This window comes from Pseudoalteromonas sp. H103, assembly GCF_001469205.1.
Taxonomy (GTDB): domain Bacteria; phylum Pseudomonadota; class Gammaproteobacteria; order Enterobacterales; family Alteromonadaceae; genus Pseudoalteromonas; species Pseudoalteromonas carrageenovora.
In genome coordinates, this window is sequence record NZ_LOFG01000005.1 from 1 (window position 1) to 19,041 (window position 19,041).

Annotated in this window: 22 protein-coding genes and 1 rRNA gene; 2 read left to right on the forward strand and 21 right to left on the reverse strand. The window is 41.5% G+C overall.

Annotated elements, in window-relative coordinates:
- From ATS74_RS05200 to ATS74_RS05290, 19 genes are all read right to left on the reverse strand, one after another.
- Nucleotides 1-168 (reverse strand): 16S ribosomal RNA (locus ATS74_RS05200); the annotation flags it as partial.
- Between the two features lie 849 nt (nt 169-1,017).
- Nucleotides 1,018-1,419: a 50S ribosomal protein L17 gene (rplQ, locus tag ATS74_RS05205; RefSeq protein WP_058547890.1), complete on the reverse strand. Its 402-nt coding sequence runs from the start codon at nt 1,417-1,419 to the stop codon at nt 1,018-1,020.
- A gap of 39 nt (nt 1,420-1,458) precedes the next feature.
- Nucleotides 1,459-2,445: a DNA-directed RNA polymerase subunit alpha gene (locus ATS74_RS05210; RefSeq protein ID WP_058547891.1), complete on the reverse strand. Its 987-nt coding sequence runs from the start codon at nt 2,443-2,445 to the stop codon at nt 1,459-1,461.
- A 24-nt stretch (nt 2,446-2,469) separates the two neighbouring features.
- On the reverse strand, nt 2,470-3,090 hold the full coding sequence (gene rpsD / locus ATS74_RS05215; protein ID WP_002959461.1) for a 30S ribosomal protein S4: 621 nt from the start codon (nt 3,088-3,090) through the stop codon (nt 2,470-2,472).
- A gap of 21 nt (nt 3,091-3,111) precedes the next feature.
- A complete protein-coding gene (gene rpsK, locus ATS74_RS05220) occupies nt 3,112-3,498 on the reverse strand; it encodes a 30S ribosomal protein S11 (RefSeq protein ID WP_002959471.1) in 387 nt (128 codons plus the stop codon).
- Between the two features lie 12 nt (nt 3,499-3,510).
- On the reverse strand, nt 3,511-3,867 hold the full coding sequence (gene rpsM / locus ATS74_RS05225) for a 30S ribosomal protein S13 (RefSeq protein WP_058547892.1): 357 nt from the start codon (nt 3,865-3,867) through the stop codon (nt 3,511-3,513).
- Nucleotides 3,868-3,992: 125 nt separating this feature from the next.
- Nucleotides 3,993-4,106, reverse strand: a complete 114-nt coding sequence (rpmJ, locus tag ATS74_RS05230; protein WP_002959476.1) for a 50S ribosomal protein L36 — start codon at nt 4,104-4,106, stop codon at nt 3,993-3,995.
- Nucleotides 4,107-4,128: 22 nt separating this feature from the next.
- Nucleotides 4,129-5,457 (reverse strand): preprotein translocase subunit SecY, encoded by a 1,329-nt coding sequence (gene secY / locus ATS74_RS05235; RefSeq protein ID WP_058547893.1) that lies wholly within the window; start codon nt 5,455-5,457, stop codon nt 4,129-4,131.
- 10 nt (nt 5,458-5,467) lie between these two features.
- Entirely contained in the window at nt 5,468-5,902 is a 435-nt protein-coding gene (gene rplO, locus ATS74_RS05240; protein ID WP_002959480.1) for a 50S ribosomal protein L15, read from the reverse strand.
- A 4-nt stretch (nt 5,903-5,906) separates the two neighbouring features.
- On the reverse strand, nt 5,907-6,089 hold the full coding sequence (rpmD, locus tag ATS74_RS05245) for a 50S ribosomal protein L30 (protein WP_002959482.1): 183 nt from the start codon (nt 6,087-6,089) through the stop codon (nt 5,907-5,909).
- Nucleotides 6,090-6,091: 2 nt separating this feature from the next.
- Nucleotides 6,092-6,598 (reverse strand): 30S ribosomal protein S5, encoded by a 507-nt coding sequence (gene rpsE / locus ATS74_RS05250; RefSeq protein ID WP_002959485.1) that lies wholly within the window; start codon nt 6,596-6,598, stop codon nt 6,092-6,094.
- Between the two features lie 9 nt (nt 6,599-6,607).
- On the reverse strand, nt 6,608-6,958 hold the full coding sequence (rplR, locus tag ATS74_RS05255) for a 50S ribosomal protein L18 (RefSeq protein WP_058547894.1): 351 nt from the start codon (nt 6,956-6,958) through the stop codon (nt 6,608-6,610).
- Between the two features lie 9 nt (nt 6,959-6,967).
- Nucleotides 6,968-7,501, reverse strand: coding sequence for a 50S ribosomal protein L6 (rplF, locus tag ATS74_RS05260; RefSeq protein ID WP_008115390.1), 534 nt, complete (start codon nt 7,499-7,501; stop codon nt 6,968-6,970).
- Nucleotides 7,502-7,514: 13 nt separating this feature from the next.
- Nucleotides 7,515-7,907 (reverse strand): 30S ribosomal protein S8, encoded by a 393-nt coding sequence (rpsH, locus tag ATS74_RS05265; protein WP_058547895.1) that lies wholly within the window; start codon nt 7,905-7,907, stop codon nt 7,515-7,517.
- Between the two features lie 21 nt (nt 7,908-7,928).
- Nucleotides 7,929-8,234 carry a 30S ribosomal protein S14 gene (rpsN, locus tag ATS74_RS05270; protein WP_006794245.1) on the reverse strand — a complete coding sequence of 102 codons (306 nt, stop codon included), beginning with the start codon at nt 8,232-8,234 and terminating at the stop codon, nt 7,929-7,931.
- A 10-nt stretch (nt 8,235-8,244) separates the two neighbouring features.
- Nucleotides 8,245-8,784, reverse strand: a complete 540-nt coding sequence (gene rplE / locus ATS74_RS05275; RefSeq protein ID WP_058547987.1) for a 50S ribosomal protein L5 — start codon at nt 8,782-8,784, stop codon at nt 8,245-8,247.
- Between the two features lie 16 nt (nt 8,785-8,800).
- Nucleotides 8,801-9,115: a 50S ribosomal protein L24 gene (gene rplX, locus ATS74_RS05280; RefSeq protein ID WP_054206416.1), complete on the reverse strand. Its 315-nt coding sequence runs from the start codon at nt 9,113-9,115 to the stop codon at nt 8,801-8,803.
- 10 nt (nt 9,116-9,125) lie between these two features.
- Nucleotides 9,126-9,494: a 50S ribosomal protein L14 gene (rplN, locus tag ATS74_RS05285; protein ID WP_002959498.1), complete on the reverse strand. Its 369-nt coding sequence runs from the start codon at nt 9,492-9,494 to the stop codon at nt 9,126-9,128.
- Nucleotides 9,495-9,764: 270 nt separating this feature from the next.
- Entirely contained in the window at nt 9,765-11,735 is a 1,971-nt protein-coding gene (locus ATS74_RS05290) for an AsmA family protein (RefSeq protein ID WP_058547896.1), read from the reverse strand.
- A 309-nt stretch (nt 11,736-12,044) separates the two neighbouring features.
- Here ATS74_RS05290 and ATS74_RS05295 point away from each other — a divergent pair, with 309 nt between their 5' ends.
- Both ATS74_RS05295 and ATS74_RS05300 read left to right on the forward strand, forming a co-directional pair.
- Entirely contained in the window at nt 12,045-13,208 is a 1,164-nt protein-coding gene (locus ATS74_RS05295) for a hypothetical protein (RefSeq protein ID WP_058547897.1), read from the forward strand.
- A gap of 279 nt (nt 13,209-13,487) precedes the next feature.
- Nucleotides 13,488-14,174, forward strand: coding sequence for a TorF family putative porin (locus tag ATS74_RS05300; protein WP_058547898.1), 687 nt, complete (start codon nt 13,488-13,490; stop codon nt 14,172-14,174).
- Between the two features lie 387 nt (nt 14,175-14,561).
- Here the strand turns inward: ATS74_RS05300 and ATS74_RS05305 are convergent, their stop codons facing one another.
- Together ATS74_RS05305 and ATS74_RS05310 are read right to left on the reverse strand one after the other, a co-directional pair.
- Complete coding sequence (locus ATS74_RS05305; protein ID WP_058547899.1) at nt 14,562-18,140, reverse strand: ABC transporter permease/M1 family aminopeptidase; 3,579 nt, start codon at nt 18,138-18,140, stop codon at nt 14,562-14,564.
- Nucleotides 18,141-18,149: 9 nt separating this feature from the next.
- Complete coding sequence (locus ATS74_RS05310) at nt 18,150-19,031, reverse strand: ABC transporter ATP-binding protein (RefSeq protein ID WP_058547988.1); 882 nt, start codon at nt 19,029-19,031, stop codon at nt 18,150-18,152.
- Between the last annotated feature and the right edge of the window lie 10 nt (nt 19,032-19,041).

Consider the following 19,041-nt stretch of genomic DNA (forward strand, 5'->3'; position numbering starts at 1 on the left):
CAGTCGTTTCCAACTGTTGTCCCCCACCTCAAGGCATGTTCCCAAGCATTACTCACCCGTCCGCCGCTCGTCAGCAAAGTAGCAAGCTACTTTCTGTTACCGCTCGACTTGCATGTGTTAGGCCTGCCGCCAGCGTTCAATCTGAGCCATGATCAAACTCTTCAATTAAAAAGTTTTATGTCTTTCGACAGCTCAATGAATTCTGAATTTATTTAATATCTTTCGATATTGAATTGACTGTGCTGAATAACTACCTAAGTAATTATTCTGTTGGTCACTCAGTTTCAATTGAGACTCTAATTTGTTTGCCTCGCTACCTAAGTAGCTTGGCTGTTAGAACTCAATCTGTACGAGTGCCCACACAGATGATTGCTTTATATTGTTAAAGAACGTTGCGATTAAAGCGTTAAACTTTATCTCGCTAGGGCTGCGCATATTACGCTTTCCTATTTTTTTGTCAATACTTAATTTTGTTAAACTTGAAAGTTTTCAGAACTAAGTTTTACTCGACTCACTAAGTGGTTTGCTTGCCTCGCTAAGCGTTGCCTGCTCTGCCGTCTCAGTGGGGTCGCATTATAGGGAGATCCGAAAACAGATCAACCCTTTTTTGAAGAAAACCTGAAATAAATGACTGTTCGCTGAGTATTTGAACTAAACGCTCAAAAACACAACTAAAAGTAAGCTTTATTTATCTAATAACGTTATTTAACCTGAATTCTTGATGGTAAATCTATTACCTGTGCCTATCTGATAGGTGATTACTGTAAGAACTCTTGTCAGCTTATGAATTTATTGTGTTACGTGAATGCTAACGTTGGCGCTTATGCAATAGTGCTCTGAATCATCTAGTAATACAGCTGGATTTTGAGTGACTAGAGAATTAGGCCTAGTTAAATAGGTAATAGGTAATAGGTAATAGGTAATAGGTAAATATAATTATTTCAGAAATGTTATTTGTAAATTTTAGGCATTAAAAAGCCGAGCATAAGCTCGGCTTTTTGGTGTCTCTTTAAAGACTTACTCTGCAGACTGCGCGTCTTCTTGAACTTCTTCGTTTGTCGCTGGGCGACCTACTAGTTCAATATAAGCCATTGGTGCATTATCACCAGCACGGAAGCCACACTTAAGAATACGAGTGTAACCACCTGGACGATCCGCATTACGAGGACCGATTTCGCTGAACAATTTACCAACTACTTCATTATCACGCGTGCGAGCAAACGCTAAACGGCGATTTGCTACACTGTCAGTCTTAGCCAGTGTGATTAAAGGTTCAATTACACGGCGTAACTCTTTCGCTTTAGGCAAAGTAGTTTTGATGATTTCGTGTTTCACCAAAGAACTTGCCATATTGCTGAACATCGCTTTACGATGGCTACTGTTACGGTTTAATTGACGACCACTCTTACGATGGCGCATGACCCTATCCTTCTAACTAAACTAATATAGTGATTTAGATTATTCAGCTAGGCTTGCAGGCGGCCAATTTTCTAGGCGCATGCCTAGAGAAAGACCACGTGAAGCTAGCACGTCTTTTATTTCAGTTAGAGACTTCTTACCTAGATTAGGCGTTTTAAGAAGCTCAACTTCAGTGCGCTGAACTAAATCACCGATATATTGAATTTGCTCGGCTTTCAAACAGTTTGCTGAACGTACTGTTAGTTCAAGATCATCAACTGGACGAAGTAGAATAGGATCGAATTCTGGCTTCTCTTCTTTCTCTTCTGGCTCAGTTACATCACGTAAATCTACGAATGCATCTAATTGCTCAGCTAAGATAGTAGACGCACGGCGGATCGCTTCTTCAGGATCTAAAGTGCCGTTTGTTTCCATATCAATGATTAACTTGTCTAAGTCTGTACGTTGCTCAACACGGGCTGATTCAACCGAGTACGCAATACGTTCAACTGGGCTGAATGATGCATCAAGCAACAACCTACCAATTGGACGCTCATCGTCATCAGAGGATAAACGACTAGATGCCGGCACATAACCACGACCACGTTCAACACGAATACGCATGCTGATCTCGCTGTTGTTTGTCGTTAAATGACAAATAACGTGATCTGGATTAGCAATTGTTACATCGCCATCGTGCTGAATATCAGCCGCAGTCACAGGGCCTACACCAGATTTAGTCAGGGTCAGAAAAACTTCATCTTTGCCTTCTAACGTTACTGCTAAACCTTTAAGGTTTAATAGTATTTCAATGATGTCTTCTTGTACGCCTTCTTTCGCGCTGTACTCATGCAATACACCGTCGATTTCAACTTCAGTTACTGCACATCCAGGCATAGATGATAACAGTATACGGCGTAAGGCATTACCCAGAGTATGACCGAAGCCACGCTCTAGTGGTTCTAAAACTACTTTAGAACGCGTTGGGTTGATAGCGTCGATGTCGACTAACCTTGGTTTTAGAAATTCTGTAACAGAACCCTGCATTTTATCCTCTCTTAACTCTTAACTTTACTTAGAGTAAAGTTCGACGATTAGTTGTTCATTAATGTCCGCAGACAGATCTGAACGCTCAGGTAGACGCTTAAAGCTGCCTTCCAATTTCTTACCGTCAACTTCAACCCAAGTCGGCTTTTCACGTTGCTCAGCCAACTCTAGAGCAGCGATGATACGTGCTTGTGTTTTAGACTTCTCACGGATTACTACAGTATCTTCTGGAGTAATTACGTATGAAGGAATATTCACAACACGACCATTAACTAGAATCGCTTTGTGGCTTACTAACTGACGTGCTTCTGCACGTGTGCTAGCAAAACCCATGCGATATACAACATTGTCTAAACGTTGCTCTAAAAGCTGTAACAAGTTTTCACCTGTATTACCTTTAAGGCGAGCAGCTTCTTTGTAGTAGTTACGGAATTGCTTTTCTAATACACCGTAGATACGACGTACTTTTTGCTTTTCACGTAATTGTAAACCGTAATCAGATAAGCGACCTTTACGAGCGCCGTGCTGACCAGGTGCAGTCTCAAGTTTACACTTAGAGTCGATAGCTCTTACGCCGCTCTTAAGGAACAGGTCAGTACCTTCACGACGACTCAGCTTGAGCTTAGGGCCCAAATATCTTGCCATGTTATTTCTCCTAACCTATTGTTAAACGCGACGTTTCTTCGGTGGACGACAACCATTATGTGGTATTGGCGTCACGTCAGTAATGTTGGTAATACGGTAACCAGCAGCATTCAAAGCACGTACAGCAGATTCACGACCTGGACCTGGACCTTTGATGAAAACTTCTAGATTTTTTAAACCGTATTCTTGAGCAGCAGTACCTGCACGCTCTGCAGCAACCTGAGCAGCAAATGGTGTAGATTTACGTGAACCACGGAAACCTGAACCACCGGCAGTAGCCCATGATAGTGCATTACCTTGACGGTCGGTAATCGTTACAATAGTGTTGTTGAAAGACGCATGAACATGAGCCATACCATCAGCAACTTGCTTTTTAACCTTTTTACGACGAATTGGTGTCTTAGCCATAATACTATCCCCTTATCGCTTAATAGGCTTACGAGGACCCTTACGGGTACGCGCGTTAGTCTTTGTTCTTTGACCACGAAGTGGTAAAGAGCGACGGTGACGTAGGCCACGGAAACAACCAAGGTCCATAAGGCGCTTGATATTTAGAGTAACTTCACGACGAAGGTCACCTTCTACAGTGTACTTGCCAACTGCATCACGCAGTACGTCAAGAATTTCGTCTGAAAGTTCACCGATTTTTGTGGTTTCGGCGATACCAGTCGCTTCTAAGATAGCCTTAGAGCGAGTCTTACCTATGCCATAAATAGCTGTTAAACCAATAACTGCATGTTTATGATCAGGGACGTTAATGCCAGCGATACGGGCCACTAACACATCTCCTATATTTGAATTTGGTAATCATAAGTTTGAAAAGCCCGTAAGGATACTCAAACGAAGACCAAATCACAACTAAAAACACAGGCCGAGAAACCTCAGCCTGCACGACTGTTTACTTAGCCTTGCCTTTGCTTATGCTTAGGCTCACTGCAAATTACGCGTACTACACCAGCACGTTTAATAACTTTACAGTTACGGCATATTTTCTTAACGGAAGCACGTACTTTCATTGCTCAACTCCGTAAACTGACCTTATCGACCGTAGCCTTTAAGGTTCGCTTTTTTCAGCACAGAATCATACTGATGAGACATCAGGTGAGTCTGTACTTGTGCCATAAAGTCCATGATTACTACAACGATAATCAAAATTGATGTACCGCCGAAATAGAATGGCGTTTGCCATGCCATAGTCATGAATTCGGGCACCAGACAGATAAAGGTTATATACAAAGCACCTGCCAATGTCAGGCGTGTCATCACTTTATCAATGTATTTAGATGTCTGCTCACCTGGACGAATACCTGGGATAAATGCGCCAGATTTCTTCAGGTTATCTGCTGTTTCACGCGGGTTAAAAACCAACGCTGTATAGAAAAAGCAGAAGAAGATTATAGCCGCGGCTAGTACAAGTGAATACAACGGCTGACCTGGGGTCAACGTAGTTGCAACTGCTTGTAACACATCAGCGACCGGACCTTCACCCTGGCCGAACCAGCTGGCAATAGTACCAGGGAACAGAATTATACTGCTAGCGAAGATTGGTGGAATAACACCCGCCATGTTAACTTTTAGTGGTAAATGCGTGCTTTGAGCAGCAAATACTTGACGACCTTGTTGGCGTTTAGCGTAGTTAACAACGATACGACGTTGCCCACGTTCGAAAAACACTACAAGATAAGTAACAGCGAATACTATAACCGCAACCATCAACAGTACAAAAACATTCAAATCACCTTGGCGCGCCATTTCGGCTGTCGAACCAATAGCAGACGGCAGGTTAGCTACAATACCAACAAATATTAAAACTGAGATACCGTTACCGATACCGCGTTCTGTTATTTGTTCGCCCAACCACATAAGGAACATAGTACCAGTAACTAAACTCACCACTGCGGTGAAATAGAAACCCATACCAGGGTTAACAACTAACCCGTCCATCATGCCCGGTAAGCTAGTAGCAATACCGATTGATTGGATAGTAGCAAGCACAAGCGTGCCGTAGCGTGTGTACTGGCTAATTTTTTTACGCCCTTGCTCACCTTCTTTCTTAAGCTCTATAAACGGAGGATACATATGCGTTAATAGTTGCGTAATAATCGAAGCCGAGATATACGGCATAATACCCAGTGCTAACACTGAAGCTCGCTCAAGCGCACCACCGCTAAACATGTTGAACATCTCAACAATGGTGCCCTTTTGTTGCTCGAAGAAATCGGCAAGTACAGCGGCGTCAATCCCAGGGATTGGCACAAATGAACCTAGACGGTAAATAATGATAGCACCTAAAACGAATAGTAATCGACGCTTCAATTCCGAAAGTCCACTTTGTGCACTTTGTGTATCTTGACCTGGTTTAGCCATTAGTACTTCCTTAGTCTTCTACCTTGCCTCCGGCAGCTTCAATAGCTTCGCGAGCACCTTTAGAGGCTTTAAGGCCTTTAACGGTAACAGCGCGTGAAACTTCGCCAGATTTAACAACTTTAACGAACAGAACGTTCTTTTTAACTAGACCAGCTGCTTGTAACGCGCTTAGGTCTACCACATCGCCTTCAACTTTAGCGATTTCAAAAAGGTTTATTTCTGCAGATACTAAAGATTTGCGAGAAGTGAAACCAAATTTAGGTAGACGACGTTGCATAGGCATTTGACCGCCCTCAAAACCAACGCGTACTTTACCGCCAGAACGTGATTTTTGACCTTTGTGACCACGGCCACCAGTCTTACCAAGACCAGAACCGATACCACGACCAACACGTTTTGGAGCAGTTTTAGAACCTGCAGCAGGTGAAAGTGTATTCAAATGCATCGAATTAACCCTCTACCTTAACCATGTAAGAAACCTTGTTTATCATACCACGCACACATGCTGTGTCTTCTAACTCAACAGTGTGATTGATACGACGTAAACCAAGACCGCGTAATGTAGCTTTATGTTTCGGTAAACGACCGATAGAGCTTTTTACTTGTGTTACTTTTACAGTTTGATTTGCCATGGTTACCCCAGAATTTCGTCTACACGTAAGCCACGTTTTGCAGCGATTGACTGTGGAGAATTCATATTCTCAAGAGCCGAAATCGTTGCACGTACTACGTTGATTGGGTTAGTAGAACCGTAACATTTAGAAAGTACGTTCTGCACACCAGTAACTTCTAGTACTGCACGCATAGCACCACCTGCGATGATACCAGTACCTTCAGATGCTGGTTTCATGAACACTAGTGAGCCAGCATGACGTCCCTTAACAGGATGCTGTAATGTGTTGCCATTTAGGTCTACGTTGATCATGTTACGACGTGCTTTTTCCATTGCTTTTTGAATAGCAGCTGGAACTTCACGTGCTTTACCATAACCGAAACCTACTTTACCTGCGCCATCACCAACTACAGTTAGTGCAGTAAAGCTAAAGATACGACCACCTTTAACTACTTTAGACACACGGTTCACCGCGATTAGCTTTTCAGCTAGATCAGGCTGTTGTTGCTTTGCTTCTACGTTAGCCATAGTCTACTCCTAGAATTGCAAACCGGCTTCACGCGCAGCATCAGCTAGCGCCTTCACACGGCCGTGATATTTAAAGCCACTGCGATCAAAAGCAATCTTTTCGATGCCTTTGTCAGCCGCACGTTCAGCAACCGCTTTGCCAACTGCTTGCGCAGCTTCAACGTTACCGGTGCCTTTAACTGTTTCGCTAATAGCTTTCTCAACAGTAGAAGCAGCAGCCAGTACATTACCCTCAGCAGTAACTACTTGAGCATAAATGTGACGTGGCGTGCGGTGGATAACAAGACGCGTTGTGCCTTGTTCAATATAATTTCTACGAGTGCGTTTAGCACGACGTAGACGAGCTGTTTTTTTATCCATCGTCTTACCTTACTTCTTCTTAGCCTCTTTACGGCGTACATTCTCATCTGAATAACGAACACCTTTACCTTTATAAGGCTCAGGTTTACGGTATGCACGAATGTTAGCAGCTGTTTGACCAACTAACTGCTTATCTACGCCCTTAACTAGAACTTCTGTTTGGCTTGGAGTTTCAATCGTAATTCCTTCTGGAACTGCGAAATTAACTGGGTGCGAGAAACCAAGTGTTAAGTCTAAAACTTTACCCTTAGCTGCTGCACGGTAACCAACGCCTACTAACTGAAGTTTCTTCTCGTAACCTTCATGCGTACCAACAACCATGTTGTTGATTAGAGCGCGAGCAGTACCTGCTTGAGCCCATGCATTAGCTACGCCTTCACGAGGTAAAGTTGTAATAACGTTGTCGTTAACTTGTACTTCAACAGCGTTGTTGATAGTACGAGTAAGTTCACCGTTTTTGCCTTTAACTGTGATTTCCTGGCCTTTTAATGTAACTTCTACACCGGCAGGAACATTAATTGGTGCCTTTGCTATGCGAGACATAGTTCCCCTCCGATTAAGCTACAAAACCAATGATTTCACCACCAACACCAGCACTGCGTGCTGCGCGGTCTGTCATTAGGCCTTTAGAAGTTGATACGATAGCGATACCAAGACCACCCATTACCTTAGGTAATTGGTCACGTTTCTTATAGATACGTAGACCAGGGCGACTTACACGCTGGATATTTTCAATTACAGCTTTGCCTTCGAAGTACTTTAACTCGATTGAAAGCTCAGGTTTCGCTTCGCTGTTAACAGCGTAATCTGCGATGTAACCTTCGTCTTTTAGTACTTTAGCTAATGCTACTTTCAGCTTTGAAGTTGGCATCGTTACAGATACTTTCTTCGCTGATTGACCATTACGGATACGTGTAAACAAATCCGCGATAGGATCTTGCAAGCTCATAGTCTTACTCCCATGATTCTATTACCAGCTAGCCTTTTTAAGGCCAGGAATTTCACCGCGCATAGCTGCTTCGCGAACTTTAATACGGCTCATGCCGAATTTGCGAAGGAAACCATGTGGGCGGCCCGTAATGTTACAACGATTACGTTGACGTGCAGGGCTAGAATCACGAGGTAAAGCTTGTAGCTTAAGTACCGCGTCCCAACGATCATCTTCAGATGTATTAACATCACTGATGATAGCTTTTAGTGCCGCACGCTTTTCAGCATACTGAGCAACTAGTTTTGTGCGCTTTGCTTCGCGCGCTTTCATAGAATTCTTTGCCATAACCCTACCCTTATTTCTTAAATGGGAAGTTAAACGCTTCTAACAACGCACGGCCTTCCTCATCAGATTTCGCAGAAGTAGTGATAGTAATATCCATACCGCGTACACGGTCTACTTTATCGTAATCGATTTCTGGGAAGATGATTTGTTCACGTACGCCCATGCTGTAGTTACCACGTCCATCAAAAGACTTAGCACTTACGCCACGGAAGTCACGAATACGTGGGATAGCGATTGATACCAAACGCTCAAAAAAGTCCCACATACGCTCGCCGCGTAGGGTTACTTTACAACCAATTGGGTAACCTTCACGCACTTTGAAGCCAGCAACAGATTTGCGTGCTTTAGTGATTAGAGGTTTCTGACCAGAGATTGCTGCTAGATCCGCTACTGCGTTATCTAAAATCTTCTTGTCAGCTAGGGCTTCGCCCACGCCCATATTCAATGTGATCTTTTCGATCTGAGGGACTTGCATGACAGAGCTGAAACCAAACTTCTCTTGAAGTTCAGAAACTACTTTGTCTTTATATACTTCATGCAGTTTCGCCATCATTCTACTCCAACTATTAGATAGTTTTACCAGTAGATTTAAAGATACGTAATTTCTTACCATCTTCAATCTTGAAACCTACACGATCCGCTTTACCCGTTTCCGAGTTGAAGATCGCAACGTTTGATGCGTCCATTGACGCTTCTTTCTCAACAATGCCGCCAGCTTGGTTCAATTGAGGAACCGGCTTTTGGTGTTTCTTGATCAAGTTTATGCCTTCGACAAAGATTCGACCAGATTCAGTAACAACTGAAAGCACTTTTCCGCGCTTACCTTTGTCTTTACCTGCTAGTACGATTACTTCGTCATCACGACGTATTTTTGCTGCCATGATTGGCTCCTTACAGTACTTCTGGGGCTAGTGAAACGATTTTCATGAACTTATCATTACGAAGTTCACGAGTCACAGGGCCGAAAATACGTGTACCAATTGGCTGCAAGTTATCATTTAAGATAACAGCCGCGTTGCTGTCGAAACGGATCAGAGAACCATCTGGACGGCGAACACCTTTTCTGGTACGCACAACTACCGCGTTTTTAACATCACCTTTCTTCACTTTACCGCGAGGAATAGCTTCTTTTACAGAAACTTTAATGATGTCGCCAATCGCTGCGTAGCGACGGTGTGAACCACCAAGGACTTTTATACACTGCACTTTGCGAGCGCCGCTGTTATCAGCAACTTCCAGCTGAGTTTGCATTTGGATCATGTTAATGACCTCCGGTGTAGTAATTACAACGTGTCTAAAATTTGTTTAAAAATCAGACATTTCGATTAAATCCCATTCAAAAACAAACGAGTTGTCTCTTAAGGGCGGGCAATTGTACCAGCATTGAGGGGGTAACGATAGGTTATTTTTTAATTAATTTAATCTAGATGGGAATTAAAATTGAGTAATTACGGCTATGTAGCTATTTTACAGGTGGTTACAAAACAAACAAGGCGCAAAAGCGCCTTGTTTGTTTATTATTTACGTTTTTTAACCGAACAAACCTTTTAGTTTATCTTTTACCTTATCTTTAGCTTTCTCTTTTGCCTTTTCTTTGGCGTCATCTAGCTTTTGCTTTGCTTCATCTTTAAGCGCATTACTCACGTCTAATTTAATACCCACATCGTGGAATGGGCCTTTTATACGTAGAGGTATTTTAAAGCCAGTACTATCATCAGTAGTACCTTGCCCTTCAATAGAATCAACAATCCCTGTAACTAAGCGATAATCTACATTTGTTTTTGGTAAATCTACGTCGCCTTCACCAGAAATACGTATTAATGGGCTAATTAGTGAAAGGTCAGTATTGTTCCCCACACCATTAGTGAAATTAAAGCTACCTGTAAGCGCTGAGAAATCAGTTTGTTCTGATTCTTCAAAACCGGTATCTAACCCTTCGCTTACTGTACTTAAATTACCCGATATAAGCTCTTTTCCCTTACGTACCATTTCAGCTATGTTTGCGCCTTTTACAGCCCCATCAGCAAATTCAAAGCCTAACTTACCATTCAATGCAGTAATAAATGATTTTTGACTTTGCCCTGTGGTCGTCAAATTCCAATTTAATGAACCTTTGCCCATTAACTTATCGAATCCTCCTGCATCAGTTAATAATGGCTGTGCATCTATGCCTGACAAATCAAAATTAGTGGTTATTTTATAAGGTGTATTTTGCGCATTAATATTAATAACCCCTTTACCAGTGCCCTCATATGCAGAAAAGCTATCAAGGCTTAATTTAGCCACACTATTTTTGAGAGCCACTGTAAACTGGTTTGCCCCAAGCTCAATATCGTTAGCTTTTAAACCGCTTGAACGAATAACTACATTAGCATCAAGTGCATTTAATGCGCTCAAATCAATGCTAGTATCGTCCCACACAATTGGTTGAGCAGCAGTAGATTCTTCACTTACAGGTTCTTGCTGTTTTGCTACAGCTTCTGGTAGGTAAGGGTTTAAATCGAGCATGCCTAAGTCAATATCAGCGTTAACGGCCAATCGGCTTCCTAAATTAAGCTCACTCTTACCTTTTATTTCTAGCTCATCTAATGTAGCGATTAACTCTTCAAGGTTAAATGCCTCACCCGCAAGGTGCATTTTACCGTTAACACTAAAGGCGTTAAACGCGTTTTGTTTAGCATTTAAGTCTACGCCCTGCCATGCTGCAAGCTCTTTGACTGAGTCACCGCTGAGTGCCAGCTCACCCTTAATATCTTTTCCTTGCTGAGCAATGCTGCCATTAAACGTTAAATCGACTAAACGAGAGTCAAGGCTTTGCGTAACATCAAATGTAGCGCCTTCTATCGCTTTTGCCGGTGTATCTAGTGTTATATCAAGCTCAAAACGCTCTTGCATATAAGTGATCCCCCCCTTTACTTCTAATGTTTTACGAAGAGAAGGAAGTAAAATAGCCAGCTCTAAATCACTAATTTGCTGCTTAGCGCCTGTTTGCCCATCTAGGTAAGTAAACGTACCGCCATAAATAGCGACCTCACCCAGCTCTATATCAAAGTTCTCTGGTAGTTTAACAGCCTCACCTGATTGAGTTTGCTGTGTGGGCTGCTCTGCTACAGCATCAAATAATTGCCAATTAGCTTTACCGTTTTTATCGGTTTCTAATAAAATATTGGGTTCATTAATTACAAATTTATCAAGCTTAAACTCACCACCAAATAACGACATCCAAGGTATATGAACTGCTAGCTGCTGCATACTTGCCATGTCATCTCGCGAACCAGACTTCATGTTCGCAAAGTGCACGTCGTTAAGTTCTAACTTTAACGCAGGAAATACGCTAAGCGTTTTATCGCCATTTATAGTAAGTGTGCGGCCAGTTGTGCTTTCAACCTGCTGCGAAACTTTGTTAAAAATGGTATCAGTAGGAATTAAAAATGGCGCGGCAACAATTAATGCAATACAAAGTAGGAGTATTACACCAACAATTTTAAGTAAGGTCTTCATGATCATCCTTTCAAACGTGCAAATAATGTTCTTATCATAGCGAGTGTTAGCTTTAAAATCATTGTAGTTATAATAAAAAAGCGTTTTATGGCAATTTATTTACCTAAAAATGAATTTGTGCTGAAAAACGACTTAACTGACACATACAACTTTAAAAAAACGCAAGTTAATATCTATCGTACTTATTGAAGTTCTTCAACATTGCATACATTAATTTCTTAAGTATGATGCACGCCCCTGTTGCTATTGGTGTATTTACGCTAAAATGAAGCAGCTAAAAAATGTATCTAATCGGAGAGTCTTCAAAGCATGAAAAAACTGCTAATTTCACCGTCAAAAATGGCGCTAGGCGAGCAAGAAAGTCAAATTTACCAAAATATTTTGAAGCAAGCTTCAGAACTTAGCCTAAACCTAATGGCCGTGAAAGTAGAAAACCACCCAGAAGATTTTTTAGGTTGGTGCTACGAGTTACTGAGCGCAAGTAAAGATCGTATTAATTACGACTTGCTTGAAACGCCACAGCTCCCCATTTTAAAAAAGTTACACGATCAACTCATATCAGCAATTAGCTTTTTACAGGTTAAAACTTTACGCGTTGCGCCTTGGCCAGTAGTAAGTATGTTTGTAGAGCAACATAAAGAGCTTATTGCTCTTGAAGAACAGCTTCGTTTAACGAATTACATAAGCAGTATTCGCCAGCAATCACTAAAGGAAATGCTCCCTGAAGATTTACTTACCTTTAGTGGTAAGCATACATCTGCCCTAGACCCAAGTACGTATAACTTTGATGTTGAATGGTTCGCCTCAACTAAAAGCGCTAAGGGTTTTCATCAAATGCTAGCAGACTTACCTGGTGCATTTGATGATGCGCTAAGTAACATTCCTCTCGAAGGTGATGTAGAGCAAAATGACTACCAACAATTTGTTGTAGGTTACTTAAGTGCATTTAATGCCACTGATGAAAAGCCAACATTAGCGCCAGCTACTCGCTTGTTAGCTATGCGTCGCCCTGATGTATTTACCCCAATTAGTAATAGCCGACTTGATGCCCTATGTGGCGCACTTGGTATTACTAAATTAAATAATCGTGATTTTGAGCGCTACTGGCAAGATATTGTGCAAAGCATACACGCTATGTCGTGGTTTAAAATGGCGAGTGGTTCAAATGAATTAGAAACACAACTTGTGGGTATTAAAGCACTACTACCCTGCTTTTTTTACTACGCAGATAAAAGCACAGCCGATAGCTCTAACTACATAAAGTTACTGAGCAAGCCTAAGCGAAGCACATCAACTACTGGAAAGACGCAGCGTAGAGGCAAAGAATCTGCAGAGATTTTAGTAGATCGCGCCCTTGCCGCCGATGATATCCCTGAACATATTCGCACTAAGCGTGATTCAATTATTAGCGAAGTACAAAAAGGTCGCGGTGTAAACGAAACAATTAGCCTTATGCGCACTATATTTGGCTAAAAACTTCTAACCTAACTGTATTTATCTGGTGCAGTTAGGTTAATTTATGCACCAGCAGTGTGCGCAACACTTCCTTCCTCATAATACTACGCTTTAATAGAAAACCTTCAAGCATCTGTTTTATATAAATAAAAAACCATTTTAAAGATAATTTAATTGAGCTGGCACATACAGTGCAAATATACCGTTAGTTAAACAATAAAAAGCCGCCAGCCAAAAGGGTTGCGAATACATAATAAAAACCTTGGCGAGCAAAAAATCATATAACGGGAAATGGACATGTTAAAACTAAAAAAAACCATCGCTATTAGCGCAATAGCATTAATGGGTGCAACATCTTTAACGTCAACAGCTGTACATGCTGAAGTAACAGCAAACGCTGCGGCAACATCTAACTATTTATGGCGTGGACAAGAGCAAACTGGTGGAGATGCTGCTGTTTCTGGTGGTATTGATTACGCAAATGAGTCTGGCTTTTATGCTGGTACTTGGGTATCAAATGCTTCATGGGCCGACGAAATGACTTATGAGCTAGACCTATACGCTGGCTTTGGTGGCGATATTAATGAAACAGTTAGCTACGATGTAGGTTACATTTACTACGCATACCCAGATGCAGCGTCTGAAGCAGATGCTGATTTCTCTGAAATTTACGGTAGCATTAGTGTAGAAGGTTTTACCTTTGGCGCAGCAATACTTGCTACTTCAGCGGCTGATGGTGATGGTACTGACTTTGGTGATTCACTTTACTTAACTGCTGATTACGGTTTTGCTGTTGGCAGCAATGGTACAGAAATGGCTCTTCACTTAGGTCATTACTCTGGTGACTTTATTGGCGACGATAATATTATTGATTACGGCGTATCAATTTCAAAAGATGGCTTTACCTTTGGTGTATCTGATACCGACATGGACGAATCAGATGTTAAAGTTTACGTAGCATACGCAGTAGACTTTACGCTATAAAAAAGAATGTGTTACTTGCTGCAACACGAAGGGCCTTTTGGCCCTTTTCTCGTTTTAGGATAGCCTAAATACCCATAACGCCCTCTAAGGTTAGCAACTAATACGCTCAACTATACGTCTTGTTTAATCAATCACTATCTCCCTGCTGTTAAATCACTTACCTGTTATACCAACTCGCTTAATTGACTAATCTGTTTTGGGTAAGAGAAACGTGCCTAAACTAGACAAAAATTCGCTATTTAGTTGTTCTAAACCAGAGGTTTTAACGCAGCAAGCTGCCACGTTTAGCCCTGAAGTAATTAAGTATTATTGAGGGTTAGTGTTATACACATTAGGTAAAACAAAAAAGGCCGCACTAAATGCGGCCTTTAAGTTAGTAGCTAACCATTAAAACTTAGCTAGGTTGTTTTTACTGTCTTTATCTACAAGCTTAATGTACGGGTCTACCCCTGCGTACACTGGCTTTTCTTTTACTTTTAGCTCAATAGTATTAGTACCAGAGACTATTTGATGCTTTTGCGAGTAAATAACAAAGTCTTCAGCGAGTAGGTTTTCAGGGTCATCGCTAAATAATGCAATATCAATTAGCTCATCGAGTGGCTGCTCGGTTTCTTCACCTTGTCCATCGGCATGCTGCTTAGTTGCTTCAACGCTCAGTGTTACTGTATAAAAACCTTCGCTATCAACATCATCTGTAACCGACACTGCTTTCATTTCAAGCTCATAAAGCGTTATATATTTAAACTGATCATCAATAAAACGTTGTTCAGCTTGTGTTGCATCTCGCTTTAAATAACTAAGTAAATCAAGTGTGGTTGGGTATGGCGTTGCCTGGTATTTAAACTCATTCAAAAATGCTTTAAGTGCGGCATTTAAGCGCTCTTCACCTAAGCGGTCATACAAAGCCATCATCGCAACTGAGCCTTTATTGTAATGAAGATATTGTTGAGACTGCGTTTTATACAGCGGCATTTCTTCAAAGGCTTCGCCAGTACGGCCCATTAAGTATTTATCTAACTCGTACTTTAAGAATTTACGAAGCTTCTCGGCGCCAAAGCGTTTTTTTAGTACCATAAGCGCACTGTATTGGGAGAGCGATTCAGAAATAACGGCACTGCCCTCTACATTAGCCCCCGATACTTGATGCCCCCACCATTGGTGTGCAACTTCATGTGCGGTTACATAGTAAGGTAGGTCAACTTTACTCTCATCTCTTAAGTCTGTAATAAAGCCAATACTTTCTGAGTAAGGCACCGTATTAGCAAAACTTTGCGCAAACGAGCGATACTTAGGAAACTCAATAATACGAAGCTGCTTATGCTGATACGGCCCAAATGCTTGCGTGTAGTAATCTATTGAGTCTTGTACTGACTCAATCATACGGTCAACATTCCATGCATGATCTTTGTGGTAGTACACCTCAATGTTTACACCGTTGTGCTCAACCTTTTTACTTTCAAGCTCTGCCGAAAGCACAGAATAAAAGTTTATAATAGGGGCATCCATTTTATAAACAAAAGTACGTCGTCCGTCTTTTACACTCTCACTTTTTAAGTAACCAGGTGTAATAGCAAATTGTGACTCATCGGTGGTTACCGTTGCCTTATAGTTTATAAAGCCATTAGCAGGCCCAAACTCATTTTGCGTATAATAGCGGCTGTCGTCTAGTTTATGTGCGCGCTCAAGCTCGGGTAAATCGTGCTTACGGCGCTCATACTTATCCGCAATTTGAAAATACTTTTGATAACCAAAATTTGGTAATAATTCTCTATTATTTACAAATGTACCGTTGTGCACGAGTTGAGTATCAGATCCTCTATCAACAAAACCGTCGTGTTCACGAGAGACAGAAAGCTCACCTTCGCGTACTTCATTAGGCATTAGCGGTTGTTCAAACTCAAACCATACCATGTCAAAATCGGTCAAACGCTCAACTATTTTTCCGCCCGCCATTTTTACATCCCAGCTTTTAGATTGGCTAGGCTCGATAATTAACACACGGGTTATTGGCTCGTTTGCGGTATTGGTAAACTTAATTTTAGCCACGGCATTTAAAGCACGTTTTTTAGGGTAAATATCAATGTGTAAATCAACATCAGTTATTATAGGCAGTGGCAAGTCTTTGTATTGTGAGAACTCTTGCTCATACCTTACTTGTAGCGCTTCGTTATCATCACTTGTTACAAACTCGTTGATCACACGAGTGTTGTAATAAATGTTATAACCCGCGCCCACAAATACCAATAAACTTATAACGGCTGCAACCTGGCCTTTTAAAGACATGTTGTAACGCACTAAAGATAAACGCGTACGCAATGTTTGCGATGGACCACGGTGCCATAAAGAAAACCCTACAATAGCTAAAAACACACTCAATGCACCCCAATATAGGGTATACCAATGCGCGCCTTGTAAAAAATGCCCGTAACCGTTTATGTCTGAATACGGTACGCTGCTGCTTTGTGAAAAATGATACATATGATGCTCAAACCCGTAAGCACCCATTACCATTTGAGCAATGTAATACAGAATAAATAAACCCATACCTATGTATTTATTAGGGCTAATTATTTGTAAAAAGAACGCCAAAATAGCCATCATAATTAAAGGCAATAATGTAAGGTAACCCAACCTAAATAAGTACTGCCCAAGCTCTAGGTTAAATTGCCCCTTAAATAGTTGCACTGCAATGGTAAACATCATACCTACTAAATAAAGGCCACAAACCGCAGTGATTAGCGCAAGAATTTTAGATACCCAAAACACACTGTTATGCACTGGGTAGCTGTCAACAATATCACCCATACCACTGTGGCGTTCTCGCCAAACCAGCTCTGCGCTGTAATAAGCAATAATAATAAACATAAATATAGCGGAGGCGTTTTGAATAATGCCCACCATGTTTTGTGTGAGCGGCCAATCTGTTGTGCCATATGCGCCAATAGGCGCAAAAAGTGGTGCGAGTAACGTAATAATACTGACACCCGCTAAAATCATAAAAGGAGCACTTAATATAACCTGCTTAAGCTCAAATAAGCTGCGCATTACTAATTGTGATTGTGTATTGACCCCTTTTGACTTGTAATTTTTAGCGCTGCTAATAAGTGCTGCTTGTTTATTTTTTACAAACGTAGAGACACCAAATTGCTTTTTCTGTTTTTTAGTGACTACGCGATTACCTAACTTTCCGAGGCCAAAAAACATCGCTAAACTTATTGCCACCCATAAAATACGGTTAATTAAAAAATCGCCCGAAAGCGTTAACACTTCAGTATTTTTATCACTTACAGTCCAGTAACGGGTTAAGTCAATTAACGACCCTGTGCCAAATGGGTCTGCGTACACAACAATATTTCTAAACGCTAAATCGTCAAAATAGATACTCGCCAATTGGTAGGTTATATAAACCACCACGGCCGTTACATATACCGCCATCATGGTTTTAAAGTAAACCGCCACACTATTAAAAATAGCACTGAGCACCAATAAGCTTGGCACTGCTAAATATAAAAAAGGCGCTGCGTAATATATAAACTTATTAGGGCCTACTAGCTCACTATCAAGCCAGCCAACCAACAAACCAAATTGAGTTCCCAAAAACACGCCTAATGGCACAGTTAAAAAAACAACGAGCACAACCAAGTAAGCACCAAAAAAACGTCCTGATTGATAAGCAAGCGGGTTAACGGGCTTACTAAAGACCAGCTCATCCATTTTGGTCTCGCTGTTGCGAATCGCTGAGCTTGCAACAAAGTTAACCACTAAAAACATAGCAAGCGTACAAAAGGTAACCGTTAAAAGCATAATGGTATAAGGCGAGTTCATATGAACATTAGCCCCACCTAGCGGAAACTTACTACTGGAGCTTATAAAAAACGCCATAAAAAAGAAGATTAATGAGGTCACATAAAACGAAGGCTGACGCACAAAATAGCGCAGCTCAAACGCGAGCATATTAAAAAACATAGCGCCCCCTTATACTACTTGGCTGTTACGATGATTAAGCAATGTAGAAAAATACACATCTTCTAGGTTTGCACTGCTGAGTTCAAAACCTTCAGGGACTTCATTGGCTAATACATGTAATATGGTTTGCCCAGCAAATAAGCGTTTTGAAATAACAGGCAGTTGCGGTTCAAGCTCTAGCGCTTCTTCTTGGCTCATGGCTTTGCGCCAAATTTGCCCTTGGAGTTTATCGGTAAGGGCAATTGGGTTGCCCTCTAATAGTATTTTTCCGCCTGCCAGTACGGCCATGTTTGGGCAAAGCTCTGCTACGTCTTCAACTATGTGGGTCGATAATATAACGACTTTTTGCTCGCCTAAGCTTACTAACAAGTTATGAAAGCGATTTCGCTCTTCAGGGTCTAACCCTGCAGTTGGCTCATCAACGATTAGTAAATCAGGGTCGCCAAGTAAGGCTTGTGCAATACCAAAACGCTGGCGCATACCGCCCGAAAAGCCACTTACGGCTTTTGAGCGATGTTGATATAAATTAGTATGTGCAAGCAAGCCTTCCACCGACTCTTTACGCTCGCCTTTGTTATGAATGCCCTTCAAAACAGCCATGTGGTCCAGCAAGTCGTAAGCACTAACACGTGGGTATACACCAAAATCTTGCGGTAGATAACCTAAACGTTGACGCAGAGCCTGTGGGTCTTTAAAAACATCAATACCATCAAAAGTAATTGAACCCGAATCGGCAAATTGCAACGTGGAAATAGTGCGCATTAGTGATGATTTACCAGCGCCATTTGGACCAAGCAACCCAAACATCCCTTTTCCTATTGATAAATCAACACCTTGTAGTGCATGTACGCCATTATCGTAGGTTTTAGATAACCCTGTTATTGATAGCATTTTTACTTCC